General features: G+C 77.4%; 8 protein-coding genes. 6 read left to right on the forward strand and 2 right to left on the reverse strand.

Annotated elements, in window-relative coordinates; genetic code table 11:
- Positions 1-12 precede the first annotated feature (12 nt).
- A complete protein-coding gene (locus tag J3P29_RS17265; RefSeq protein WP_210495453.1) occupies positions 13-2,742 on the forward strand; it encodes a LuxR family transcriptional regulator in 2,730 nt (909 codons plus the stop codon).
- Positions 2,743-2,891: 149 nt separating this feature from the next.
- Positions 2,892-3,299, forward strand: coding sequence for a YchJ family metal-binding protein (locus J3P29_RS17270; RefSeq protein ID WP_210495455.1), 408 nt, complete (start codon positions 2,892-2,894; stop codon positions 3,297-3,299).
- 194 nt (positions 3,300-3,493) lie between these two features.
- On the opposite strand, the gene J3P29_RS17275 is transcribed toward J3P29_RS17270, so the two are convergent.
- Together J3P29_RS17275 and J3P29_RS17280 are read right to left on the reverse strand one after the other, a co-directional pair.
- Positions 3,494-5,143: an MFS transporter gene (locus J3P29_RS17275; protein WP_210495456.1), complete on the reverse strand. Its 1,650-nt coding sequence runs from the start codon at positions 5,141-5,143 to the stop codon at positions 3,494-3,496.
- A gap of 78 nt (positions 5,144-5,221) precedes the next feature.
- On the reverse strand, positions 5,222-5,842 hold the full coding sequence (locus tag J3P29_RS17280) for a TetR/AcrR family transcriptional regulator (RefSeq protein WP_210495458.1): 621 nt from the start codon (positions 5,840-5,842) through the stop codon (positions 5,222-5,224).
- Between the two features lie 96 nt (positions 5,843-5,938).
- Between J3P29_RS17280 and J3P29_RS17285 the strand changes: the two genes are divergently transcribed.
- The 4 genes from J3P29_RS17285 (at position 5,939) to J3P29_RS17300 (ending at position 12,476) form a co-directional block, all read left to right on the forward strand.
- On the forward strand, positions 5,939-7,090 hold the full coding sequence (locus J3P29_RS17285) for an acyl-CoA dehydrogenase family protein (protein ID WP_210495459.1): 1,152 nt from the start codon (positions 5,939-5,941) through the stop codon (positions 7,088-7,090).
- A gap of 64 nt (positions 7,091-7,154) precedes the next feature.
- Entirely contained in the window at positions 7,155-9,149 is a 1,995-nt protein-coding gene (locus tag J3P29_RS17290) for a biotin carboxylase N-terminal domain-containing protein (protein WP_210495461.1), read from the forward strand.
- On the forward strand, positions 9,146-10,804 hold the full coding sequence (locus tag J3P29_RS17295) for a carboxyl transferase domain-containing protein (RefSeq protein ID WP_210495462.1): 1,659 nt from the start codon (positions 9,146-9,148) through the stop codon (positions 10,802-10,804). Before J3P29_RS17290 ends, J3P29_RS17295 begins: the two co-directional genes overlap by 4 nt.
- Before the next feature lie 49 nt (positions 10,805-10,853).
- Complete coding sequence (locus J3P29_RS17300; protein WP_210495463.1) at positions 10,854-12,476, forward strand: AMP-binding protein; 1,623 nt, start codon at positions 10,854-10,856, stop codon at positions 12,474-12,476.
- The last annotated feature ends 92 nt before the right edge of the window (positions 12,477-12,568 follow it).

A 12,568-nucleotide genomic window follows, 5' to 3' on the forward strand; every position in this document is an offset into this window, starting at 1 on the left:
CACCGTGGGGGCATGCCCGTCCCTGAGGTGCGCCCGCCGCTCGGCCGCGACGACGAGCTCGCCGCCGTCGCCCGCGTCGCCGGCGCCCCGGAGGGCGTCGTCGGCCTGGCGCTCGTCGGCGAGCCCGGCGCCGGCACGACCACGCTGCTGCGCGAGGGCGCCCGCGACGCGATCGAGTCCGGCGTGCGGGTGCTCGTCCTCACGCCGGTGCCCGCCCGCGCCGCGCGGCCGCTCGCCGCGCTGCGCGAGCTGGCCGCCACGCTCGGCGCGCCGTTCGCCCCGCTCGGCCCCGACGTCGACCGCGACGAGCGCGACGCCCGCGTGGCGACGCTCCTGCGGGACGCGGCGCGCGACCGTCCGACGGTGCTGCTGCTCGACGGCGTCGCGTGGGTCGACGACGCCAGCTGGGACGCCCTGACCCTGGCCGCCCGCGCGCTGCGGGCGGAGCCGTTCGCGCTGCTGGCCGCGGGCGGCCCGGCGGACGCGCGGGTCCGCCGGTCGGGCCTGGACGTGGTCCGGCTCGATCCGCTCGGCCCGTCCGCCGCGTCGGCCCTGGTCGCCGCCGTGGCGCCCGGCCTGCCCGTCGGCCTGCGCGCCCGCACGCTCGAGGCCGCCGGCGGCAACCCCCTCGCGCTGCGCGAGCTCGCGACCGCGTCGCGGGACGCCTGGAGCCGCTGCTCCACCCGGCCGCACGGCGCCGTCCCGCTCTCGCCCCGCCTGGTCGACGCGTTCGACCCCGCGCCGCGCGTGCGCGACGAGCTCGAGGCGGCCGTGGTCCTGGCCGCGGCCGCCGCGGACCGGGCCGAGCTGGGCGACGCGGTGGCCGTGGCCGCCCGGGTGACGGGGCGGGACGAGGCCGCGGCGCTCGCCGCCTGCTCGGCGCTGGCGGCGCGCGGGCTGCTCGTCGCCGAGGACGAGACGGTCGGCTTCCGCACCGAGGTGGCGCGCGCCGTCGCCTACCGCGCCGCGTCGCTGCCGCGCCGGCACGCGGTGCACGTGGCCTTCGCCGCCGTGGTCGCCACGGAGCCGGACCGCGCCGCGTGGCACCGGTCCGCAGCGTCGCTGCGGCGCGACCCCGACCTGGCCGCGACGCTGGCGGAGGGCGCCACCGCGGCCCGCCTGCGCGGCGGGCTGCGCGACGCGCTCGCCACGATGGAGCGCGCCGCGCGCGTCAGCCCGCCGGGCGACGACCGGGTCGCGCGGCTGCTCGAGGCCGCGGCGATGGCGTTCGAGATCGGGCGCCCCGACCTGGTCGACCGGCTGGTCTCCGAGGCCGTCCACGCCGCGACGACGCCCGCGCACCGCGAGCGCATCGGCTGGATCCAGGCGGTCTACGACCTGGGACGCCCCGACGACGGCCGCGGGGCGCTCGCGTTCGCCCGCCACGCCGAGGCGGCGGCGACCGGCCCCGACGCCCCGTGGCGCGACGACTGGGTGCGCGCCCTCGCCATCCGCGTCGGCGAGCGCGCCGCGTCGACCCCGCCCGCGGCGCTGCCGGCGGACGCGCTGCGGGCGGCCGTCGCGCGGATGGGCGGGATGGAGCGGCACCCGGCGCTGGCGGGCGTGCTCGCGACCGTCGCCCCGGCGGAGCACGGTGCGGCCGTCCTGGCCCACCTGCGCGCGCTGCCGGCCGACGCGGGCGGCGACCCGCGCCTGGGCCGCCACCTGGGGCAGACGGCGCACGAGCTCGGCGACGACCGGCTCGCCATCGCGTCCCTCACGGCGGCCGCCGACCGCATGCGGCTCGAGGGTCGCTGGGGGATGCTGCCCGTCGCGCTGATGCAGCGCGGGTGGGCGTCGTACGGCACCGGCGAGCTGACCCGCGCCCGCGCCGACGCCGACGCCGCCGCGCGGCTGGCGCAGGACACCGGGCAGGACGTGCTGCGCGCGCAGGCCGGCGCGCTGCAGGCCCTCGTCGAGGGGATCGCCGGCGACCCGGTCGCCGCCGACGCGCGCGCCGCGGCGGCGGAGCGGGCGCTCGTCGGGCGGACGGGACACCTGGCCGACGCGCACGTCGCCCGCGGGATCATCGCGCTGTGGTCGGGCCGCTGGGACGACGCCGCGGACTGGTTCGCCCGCCTGTGGGCGCCGGACGGCGCGGCGGCGCTCGAGTCGCGGCGCTGGCTCGTGATCGGGGACTACGCCGAGGCCGCGGCCGCCGCGGGCCGCGCCGACGAGGTGCGGCCGCACGTGGCGGCGCTGGCGCGGACGGCCGCGGCGGTCGACGCGCCGCGGCTGCGGCGCGGCGTGGCGGTCGCGCGGGCGGCGCTCGCGGACGACGACGCGGCCGCGGACGCGTTCGTCGCGGCGGCGCGCGCCGCCGCGCCGCTCGGCCCCCTGGCGGCGGCCCGCGTGCACCTGGGCCACGGGATGTGGCTGCGCCGCCACCGCCGCATCGTCGAGGCGCGGCGCGAGCTGCGCGCCGCCCGCGACGGCTTCGAGGCGCTCGGCGCCGCCGCGGCGCGCCGACGGGCGGAGCAGGAGCTGCGCGCCGCCGGCACCGCGGCCCCGCGCTCCGCCACGGGCCCCCGCTTCGACGAGCTCACCGCCCAAGAGCTGCAGATCGCCGAGATGGCCGCGTCGGGCCTGTCCAACCGCGAGATCGGCGCCCGCCTCTTCCTCTCCCACCGCACGATCGGCTCGCACCTGTACCGCGTGTTCCCCAAGCTCGGCGTGTCGTCGCGGGCGCAGCTGCGGGACGCGCTGACGGCGCTGGCGGCGGAGGGGCGGCAGCCGGTCTGAGGGACGGCAGCCGGGGCGGGGCCTGGCCGCCCGAGGCGCGCGGGACGTCAGGCTGGATCGGTCGCGTGGTCGCCGTCGGCACGCGCCGCCGCCCTGCGGTCCGCGACGTGCCGTGCCCGTCGCTCGCCCCGCCGTGTGATCCTTCGGCCGTGGCTCCGTCCCGCCCGCCCCGTCCCTGCCCGTGCGGCTCCGGCGCGCCGTACGCCGACTGCTGCCGCCCGTTGCACCGCGGGCGGGCGTCGGGCCGGGCGACGGCGCCGACGGCCGAGCGGCTGATGCGCTCGCGCTACAGCGCCTTCGCGTTCGGCGACCGGGCGTACCTGCTCGCCACCTGGCACCCGTCGACGCGGCCGGCGGCGCTCGACCTGGACGACGGCCTGAGGTGGGAGGGGCTCGACGTCCTGCGGACCACCGCGGGCGGCGAGGACGACCGGTCGGGGACCGTCGCGTTCGTCGCCCGCTACCGCGACGCTGCCGGGCACGAGGGCGAGCAGCGCGAGGACAGCGCGTTCGTCCGCGAGGACGGCGCGTGGTTCTACGTGGGGCCGGTGCGGTAGGCGGCCCGCGTCGCGGTGCGGCCCGGCGGCCTGGTTCGGGCGGAGCGTGGCGCCGGGGCGAGACGATCGAGTTCGGGATTCGGCCGCTCTATCCGGCCTCATTCCGAACTCGATGTCCGAGCGCTTGGCGGCCCGTCGGTTCGGTCGCCGGGGCAGGTGGTGGACGCGGTGTCTGCGCGCCTCCCGCACCCTGCTCAACGCCCCGACCCCCGCGCCGCCGCCCAGTGCGTGATCACCGGCGCGCGCCCCGGCTCGGCGTGCGCGGCCACGCGCTCCAGCCCGTGCTGGTCGCGCACCGTGATCCGCTCGTGCTGGCGCAGGTGCTCGTCCCAGGTGGCGACGACGAACTGCTCGAGGACGCGGCGCGGGTCGGCGACGTCCTGCCACGAGCTCCACGCGCTCGCCCCCGTGCGGCGCCGCGCCCGGCGCAGGCCGGCGACGGCGGCGGCCAGCTCGTCCGCGGCGCCCGCGGTGGCGTAGCGCTCGATCGTGACCAGCACGGGGCCGGCGGGCGCGGCGTCGTCGGCGGTCGGGATCGGCGCGGGCGCGTCGCTCGCCGGCACCAGCTCGTCCGCGGGCAGCCGCGGCATCGGCCGCAGCAGCCCGAGCAGCGGGACGACGGCGGTGGCGATCGCCGCGACGGTCAGGGTCGTCCGCAGCCCCGCCGACCCGGCCACCACGCCCAGCACCGCGCTGCCGATCGCCATCCCGCCCTGGAACACCACCAGGTAGAACGCCAGGCCCCGCGCCTTCACCCACGCCGGCAGCATCGCCTGGTAGGTCGCGTTCAGCGTCGCCAGGGCGAGGATCCAGCCCACGCCGCCGAACGCCAGCGCGACCACCGCGGCCACGACGCTGCCGGTGCGGGCCAGGACGAGCGTCGCCGCCCCGACGACGACGGCGGAGCCCGCCAGGATCACGTCCGGCGCCAGCCGGGCGCGCAGCCGCGGCAGCAGCCCGGCGCCGACCACCGCGCCGACGCCGACCGCGCCCAGCAGCACGCCGTAGCCGCCCGACCCCAGACCGAGCGGCCCGTGCGCGACCGCCGGCAGCAGCGCCCACAGCCCGCTGGCGAAGAAGACGAACGCCCCGGCCCGCGCCAGCACCGCCCGCAGCGCCGGGCTGTTGCGCACGTACCGGCCGCTCGCGCGGACCGCCGGCAGCAGGTGCTCGGGCGGCAGCGCGCTCGCCGCGGCCCGCCGCGCGCCGCGCCAGCGCGCGACCGCCACGATCACCACCAGGAACGTCCCGGCGTTGACGACGAACGCCACGCTCGGGTCCGTCGCCGCCACGAGCACGCCGCCCAGCGCGGGGCCGATCGCCCGCGCCAGGTTCTGGTTGACCGCCCCGAGCGCGATCGCCTGCGGCCGCTCCCCGGCGGGCACCAGCTCGGGCTGCAGCGTCTGCCACGTCGGCGACGTCCACGCCTGCCCGCTGCCGACGGCGAAGAGCAGCGCCAGCAGCACCCAGGGCGTGACGAGGTCCAGGATCGTCAGCGCGGCCAGCAGCAGCGACGCCGCCAGCATCGCGGTCTGCGAGACGAGCAGCAAGCGCCGCCGATCCACGATGTCGCCGACCGCGCCCGCGACCACCGCGAACAGCAGCACCGGCAGGCTCGCGGCGGTCTGGATGAACGCCAGGTACGCCGCCGACCCGGACAGCGACAGCATCAGCCACTGCGCGCCGACGGTCTGCATCCAGCCGCCGACGTTGCTCGCGAGCTGGGCCGTCCACATCGTGCGGAACCCGGCGTGGCGCAGCGGCGCCCAGCCCCCGGGCCGCGACGCCGGGGGAGCGGGCGAGGACGACGCCGCGGGCGCGGGAGGGGCCGGGGGAGCGGACATGCCGACGACGCTAGGCGCGGCGCCCGCGCGCCTCATGCGTCATCCGGCTGACGCGCCCGACTCCGGGCGCGGCCCGGCCTACCGCGGCCGCAGGCCCGACAGCAGCAGGTCGACGAACCCGTCGGCGACCTCGTCGGCGGTCAGCCGCCCGCCGGGCGTGAACCACAGGGCGGTGTGGTTGACCATGCCGAGCAGACCCAGCGCCGCGAGCGCCGGGTCGGGCACCGCGAACTCGCCGCTCGCCGCGCCGTCCTGCAGCACCCGCGTCAGCAGCCGCTCGAACGCCTCGCGGTCGCCGCGCACGGCGTCCCAGGCCGGCTCGCGCTGCAGCGTCCGCCGCTCCTGGTGGAAGACCTGCACGTGGTGGCGGTGCGACTCGACGCGGCGCATCCACACGCGGGTCAGGGCGCGCAGCCGCTCCTCGGCGGTCGCGGGCGCATCGGGCCCGTCGACGATCGCCGCGGCGGCCTCGAGCAGCGGCGCCATCAGGTCCTCCAGGATCCGCGTCAGGACCTGGCTCTTCGACCCGATGTAGTGGTACAGCCCGCCGCGCGCCAAGCCCGTCGCCTGCACGAGGTCGTCGACCGACGTGCCGTCGTAGCCGCGCTCGGCGAACACCTGGGCGCAGGTCTCGATGATCTCGCGCTGGCGGGCGTCGTAGCGCTCGCGGAGGGCGGGGCTCTTCGGCGGGGCGGGCATTCGTCGCGTCCAAGGGTGCCGCACGCGGGGCGCCGCGCGCGTGCCGGACAGCATGCCGCTTGAAACTTCGACCGTCCAGTCGGTATAAGCGTCCCCATGGATCTGGACCTGCCCGAGGACGTCCGCGAGCTGCAGCGGACGGTCCGCGACTTCGCCGTCAACGAGGTCGCGCCCGTGGCCGAGGAGCTCGACCGCACGAAGACGTTCCCCTACGAGCTCGTCGCGAAGATGGGCGAGCTCGGCTGGATGGGCATCCCCTTCGCCGAGGAGCACGGCGGGTCGGGCGGCACGACGCTGCAGTACGCCGTCGCGGTCGAGGAGCTCACGCGGATCGACTCGTCGGTGGCGATCACGATGTGCGCGCACACGTCGCTCGGCGTGCAGCCGATCAACACCTTCGGCAGCGAGGAGCAGAAGCAGCGCTACATGCCCGACCTGTGCGCGGGGCGCAAGCTCGGCGCGTTCGGGCTGACCGAGCCGGGCGCCGGCTCGGACGCCGCCGCGCTCTCCACGCGGGCCACGCTGCAGGACGGCACGTGGACGATCGACGGCGCGAAGCAGTTCATCACCAACGCGGGCACGGACATCTCGGGCCACGTCCAGATCACCGCCATCACCGGCACCCGCCCCGACGGCCGGCCCGAGATCTCCAACCTGATCGTCGAGAACGGCACGCCCGGCTACGAGCCCGGCCAGCCGTACCGCAAGATGGGCTGGAACGCGTCCGACACGCGGCCGCTGACGTTCGCCGGCGCGCGGGTGCCCGAGGGCAACCTGCTCGGCCCGCGCGGCGCGGGGTTCAAGCAGTTCATGCAGATCCTCGACGGCGGCCGGATCGGCGTCGCCGCGATGGGCCTGGGCCTGGCGCAGGGCTGCCTGGACGAGGCGGTCGCGTACGCGAAGAGCCGCAACGCCTTCGGCGGACCGATCGCCCGCTTCGGGCAGATCCAGCAGAAGATCGCCGACATCGCGACCGAGATCGAGGCCGCGCGCCTGCTCGTCTACCGCGCCGCGGCGCTCAAGGACGCGGGGCGCGACTTCTCGCTGACCGCCGCCCAGGCGAAGCTCAAGACGGGGCGCCTGGCGGTGCGCGCCGCCGAGGAGGCGGTGCAGATCCACGGTGGCTACGGCTACATGGAGGAGTACCCGGTCTGCCGCCACTACCGCGACGCGAAGATCCTGACGATCGGCGAGGGCACCGACGAGGTGCAGCAGCTCGTCATCTCGCGCGCCGTCGTGGGGCGATGACCGGCCGGCCGTCCCCGCCCGCCGCCGCGGGCCCCGTCCCCGCACCTCCGACCGCCGCGCGCCCGTGCCCGACCGCGTCCTGATCGCCAACCGCGGCGAGATCGCCGCCCGGATCGCCCGCACGCTGCGGCGCCTGGGCGTCGAGTCCGTCGCCGTGCACGCGCCCGAGGACGCCGGGGCGCCGCACGTGCGCGCCTGCGACCGGGCGGTGCCGCTGCCCGTCCCGGACGGCGGCGGCTCGCCGTACCTGGCGGTCGATGCCCTCGTCGCGGCGGCCGTCGCCGAGGGCTGCGACGCCGTGCACCCCGGCTACGGGTTCGTGGCCGAGCGCGCGGACGCCGCGCAGGCGTTCGCGGACGCGGGGATCACGTGGATCGGCCCGCCGCCGACGGCGATCGACCTGCTCGGCGACAAGGCGCGGTCGAAGGCGACGGCCGCGCAGGCCGGCGTGCCGGTCGTCCCGGGGCTCGAGGGCGACGACGTCGACGCCGACGCGGTCGCCCGCTTCGCCGCCGACGCCGGGCTGCCGCTGCTGCTGAAGGCGTCGGCGGGCGGCGGCGGCAAGGGCATGCGGCGGGTCGACGACCCGGCGCAGATCCCGGACGCCGTCGACGCCGCGCGCCGTGAGGCCGTGGCCGCCTTCGGTCGCGGCGAGCTGCTCGTCGAGCGCCTCGTCACCCCGGCGCGGCACGTCGAGGTGCAGGTGGCGGTGGACGCGCACCGCGGCGCGTGGGCGATCGGCGAGCGCGAGTGCAGCCTGCAGCGTCGCCACCAGAAGCTGCTCGAGGAGTCGCCCGCGCAGTGCCTGACCGCCGCCGAGCGGCGCGCGCTGCACGAGGCCGCCACGCGCCTGGCGCTCGCGGCCGGCTACCGCAACCTGGGGACGGTCGAGTTCCTGCTCGACGTCTCCGGCGCGCGCGACGCGGACGGCGCGCGGCCGTTCTTCTTCCTCGAGATGAACGCCCGGCTGCAGGTCGAGCACCCCGTCACCGAGCTCGTGCACGGGCTGGACCTGGTCGAGCTGCAGCTGGCGATCGCCGACGGCGAGGCGCTCGACGGCGCGCCGCCCGCGCCCGCCGGCCACGCGATCGAGGCCCGGATCACCGCCGAGCGCGTGGCGCTGGCCGACGGCGGCGCGCGCTTCCTGCCCGCCACCGGGCCGGTCGTCGCGTACGCCGAGCCGCGCGGCCCGGGCGTGCGCGTCGACTCGGGGATCGAGACGGGGACCGTGGTGACGACGTCGTTCGACCCGATGCTGCTGAAGGTCATCGCGCACGGCCGCGACCGCGAGCAGGCGCTGGCGCGGCTGGACCGCGCGCTCGGCGGCCTCGTGGTCCTGGGCGTCGAGACGGGCGCCGGGTTCCTCCGCCGGCTGCTCGCCCGCGACGAGGTGCGGAGCGACGCGCTGACGACGACGCTCGTCGAGGAGCTGCTCGCCGACCCGCAGGCCGCCCCGGCGCTCGCCGCGCCGCCTGCCGCCGACCGCGAGGCCGCGGCGCGCCGCCTGGTCGCCGCCCGTCACGCCGCACAGGCCGCCGCCGCGGGCCCCGGCGCCTTCGCTGCCGCGGACTCGTGGCGCGCCGGCGTCCCCGGCTGGACGCACCTGGAGCTGCACGACCCCGACGACGGCGCCCTGCGCCTGCGCGCCCGCGCCGACGGCGACGCGCTGCTGGTCGCGGTCGAGCCGGACGGGGACGGCCCCGGCGCGCCCGTCCGCGTGGCCGCCGACCCCCGCGCCACGGTCGCGCAGGACGGCCCGTGGACCTGGCTGCACGACGCGTCCGGCACGTGGTGCTGGCGCGACGCGCCCGACGCGGCGGCGGGCGGCGCCGCGGGCGGGGGCGACCTGACCGCGCCGCTGCCGGGCGTCGTCCTGTCCGTCCGCGCGCAGCCCGGCGACCGCGTGACCGCGGGCCAGCCGGTGCTCGTCCTGGAGTCGATGAAGATGGAGCTGGAGGTCGCCGCCCCGCACGCCGGCACGCTCACCACGGTGCACGTGGCCGCCGGCGAGCACGTGGCGCGCGGGCAGGCGCTCGCGGTCGTGGAGGAGGACGCATGAGCAGCGCGATGGAGCAGCCGGCCGACGCGCCGGCGGCCGGCACGACCACCCGCGAGCGGCACGAGGCGCTGATCGCCGACCTGCGCGGCCGCCTGGAGCGGATCGCCGGGGGCGGCGGCGCCCGCGCGCGCGACCGCCACGTCGCCCGCGGCAAGCTGCTGCCGCGCGAGCGCGTCGACCGCCTGATCGACCCGTTCTCGCCGTTCCTCGAGCTCGCACCCCTCGCGGCGGAGGAGGTCTACGAGGACGACGTGCCCGCCGCGGGCGTCGTCGCCGGCATCGGCCGGATCCACGGCCGCGAGGTGATGATCGTCGCCAACGACGCGACGGTAAAGGGCGGCAGCTACTACCCGCTCACGGTCCGCAAGCACCTGCGCGCGCAGGAGATCGCGCTCGAGAACCGCCTGCCGTGCGTCTACCTGGTGGACTCGGGCGGCGCGTTCCTGCCGCGCCAGGACGAGGTCTTCCCCGGCGTCGACGGCTTCGGCCGCATCTTCTTCAACCAGGCGCGGATGTCGCGCGAGGGCATCGCGCAGATCTCCGCCGTCATGGGCTCCTGCACCGCGGGCGGCGCGTACGTGCCCGCGATGAGCGACGAGACGGTGATCGTGCGCGAGCAGGGGACGATCTTCCTCGGCGGCCCGCCGCTGGTGAAGGCCGCGACGGGCGAGACCGTCACGGCCGAGGAGCTGGGCGGCGCCGAGCTGCACGCCCGCACGTCCGGCGTCGTCGACCACCTGGCCGAGGACGACGCGCACGCGCTGCAGCTCGTCCGCCGCATCGTCGACACCCTGCCGCGCGGCCGGCAGCCGTACCCCGGCGCGGCCGGGCCGGACGGGGTCGCGCCCGCGGGCACCGTCGCGCCCTGGGAGGTCCGCGCCCCCGAGCCGCCGGCGCTCGACCCCGACGGCCTGCTCGACGTCGTGCCGACCGACCCGCGCGAGCCGTACGAGGCGCGCGAGGTGATCGAGCGGCTCGTCGACGGCGGCCGCTTCCAGCCCTTCAAGCCGCTCTACGGCGAGACGCTCGTCTGCGGCTTCGCGCACCTGCACGGCCACCCCGTCGGGATCCTCGCCAACCAAGGGATCCTGTTCCGCGAGTCGGCACTGAAGGGCGCGCACTTCGTCGAGCTGTGCGACGAGCGCGGCATCCCGCTGCTGTTCCTGCAGAACGTCGCCGGCTTCATGGTCGGCAAGGAGTACGAGGCCGGCGGCATCGCGAAGGACGGCGCCAAGCTCGTCGCCGCGGTCTCGTGCGCGCGGGTGCCGAAGCTGACCGTCGTCGTCGGCGGCTCGTACGGCGCCGGCAACTACGGGATGTGCGGCCGCGCGTACTCGCCGCGCTTCATGTGGATGTGGCCGAACGCGCGGATCTCGGTGATGGGCGGCGAGCAGGCCGCGACCGTGCTGACGACCGTCCGCGACGAGCAGCTGGCGGCGCGCGGCGAGGAATGGCCGGCCGACGAGCGGCAGGCGTTCGGCGACGCGCTCCGCGACCAGTTCGAGGCGCAGGGCAACCCCGTCTACGCGTCGGCACGGCTGTGGGACGACGGCGTCATCGACCCGCGCGACACCCGCCGCGTGCTCGGCCTGGCCCTCGACGCGTGCGCGAACGCGCCGCTCGATCCGCCCCACCGTCCGCTGTTCCGGATGTAGCGTCGGCCATGGCCCGCGCGCCCGTCCCCGACCGTCCCGAGGTGCCCCGATGACGCAGCGCTCCTACGCCCACGGCCCGTCCGCCACGCCGCTGCTGGGCGACACGATCGGCGAGGCCCTCGAGCGCGCGGCGCGCGAGCACCCCGACCGGCCGGCGGTCGTCGCGTGCGACCAGGGCGTGCGGCTGACGTACGCCGAGCTCGACCGCGCCGTCGACGGCCTGGCGACCGGGCTGCTGGCGCGGGGGATCGCGGCCGGCGACCGCGTCGGCATCTGGGCGCCCAACCGCGTCGAGTGGCTGCTCGTGCAGTACGCGACGGCGAAGATCGGCGCGATCCTCGTCAACGTCAACCCCGCGTACCGCACGCACGAGCTCGCCTTCGCGCTGCGCCAGTCCGGGGTGCGCCTGCTCGTCACGGCGCCGAGCTTCAAGACGAGCGACTACGTGGCGATGGTGTCCGAGGTGCGCGGCGAGCTGGACGCGCTCGAGGACGTCGTCGTCCTGGGCACGACCGAGTGGGACGCGCTCGCCGGTCACGGCCCCGACCCCGCGGCGCTTCGCGACCGCGCCGCGACGCTGGGCGCGGACGACCCGATCAACATCCAGTACACGAGCGGCACGACGGGCTTCCCGAAGGGTGCCACGCTCACGCACCACAACATCCTCAACAACGGCTTCTTCGTCGGCGAGCTGTGCGGTTACACCGAGCACGACCGCATCTGCGTGCCCGTGCCCTTCTACCACTGCTTCGGCATGGTGATGGGCAACCTGGCGGCCGTCACGCACGCGGCCTGCATCGTCATACCGGCGCCCGGCTTCGACCCGGCCGCGACGCTGCGCGCGGCGGCGGAGGAGCGCTGCACGTCGCTCTACGGCGTGCCGACGATGTTCATCGCGATGCTCGCCGGCCCCTCGTTCGGCGAGCACGACCTCTCGTCGCTGCGCACCGGCATCATGGCCGGCTCGCCGTGCCCGCGCGAGGTGATGAAGCGCGTGGTCGAGGAGATGCACATGGCCGAGGTGTCCATCTGCTACGGCATGACGGAGACCTCGCCGGTGTCGACGCAGACCCGCCGGGACGACCCGCTGCACCGCCGCGTCGGGACCGTCGGCCGCGTCGGCCCGCACGTCGAGGTGCAGGTGATCGACCCCTCGACCGGGCTGCCGGTCCCCCGCGGCGTGACCGGCGAGCTGTGCACCCGCGGCTACCCCGTGATGCTCGGCTACTGGGACGAGCCCGAGAAGACCGCCGAGGCGATCGACGCCGCCGGCTGGATGCACACGGGCGACCTGGCGACGATGGACGAGGAGGGCTACCTCGAGATCGTCGGCCGCTCGAAGGACATGGTCATCCGCGGCGGCGAGAACGTCTACCCGCGCGAGATCGAGGAGTTCCTCTACACCCACCCCGACGTCGAGGACGCGCAGGTCATCGGCGTGCCGGACGAGCGCTTCGGCGAGGAGCTGTGCGCGTGGATCCGCGTGCGCCCGGGCGCGGACGAGCTCGACGCCGACGCGGTGCGCGCGTTCTGCACGGGGCGCCTGGCGCACTACAAGATCCCGCGCTACGTCCTGTGCGTGGAGGACTTCCCCATGACCGTGACGGGCAAGGTGCAGAAGAACCTCATGCGCGAGCAGACCGCCGAGCAGCTGGGGCTGGCCGCCGGGTAGCGCCGCCCGGGACGGCGCGGCGTCGCGCCGGCCCCGTCGGCGGGCCCGGCCGGGCCGGGCGGCGGGCCGGGTCGGGCGGCGGGCCGGTCCGG

Origin of the sequence: Patulibacter sp. SYSU D01012 (assembly GCF_017916475.1) — a bacterium.
In the GTDB taxonomy this organism is placed as follows: Bacteria; Actinomycetota; Thermoleophilia; order Solirubrobacterales; family Solirubrobacteraceae; genus Patulibacter.

Excerpts from the sequence above, each read along its gene's own strand:
- J3P29_RS17265 (WP_210495453.1), top strand. The coding sequence starts at position 13 with ATGCCCGTCCCTGAGGTGCGCCCGCCGCTCGGCCGCGACGACGAGCTC.
- J3P29_RS17275 (WP_210495456.1), bottom strand. The coding sequence starts at position 5,143 with ATGTCCGCTCCCCCGGCCCCTCCCGCGCCCGCGGCGTCGTCCTCGCCC.
- J3P29_RS17280 (WP_210495458.1), bottom strand. The coding sequence starts at position 5,842 with ATGCCCGCCCCGCCGAAGAGCCCCGCCCTCCGCGAGCGCTACGACGCC.
- J3P29_RS17285 (WP_210495459.1), top strand. The coding sequence starts at position 5,939 with ATGGATCTGGACCTGCCCGAGGACGTCCGCGAGCTGCAGCGGACGGTC.
- J3P29_RS17295 (WP_210495462.1), top strand. The coding sequence starts at position 9,146 with ATGAGCAGCGCGATGGAGCAGCCGGCCGACGCGCCGGCGGCCGGCACG.
- J3P29_RS17300 (WP_210495463.1), top strand. The coding sequence starts at position 10,854 with ATGACGCAGCGCTCCTACGCCCACGGCCCGTCCGCCACGCCGCTGCTG.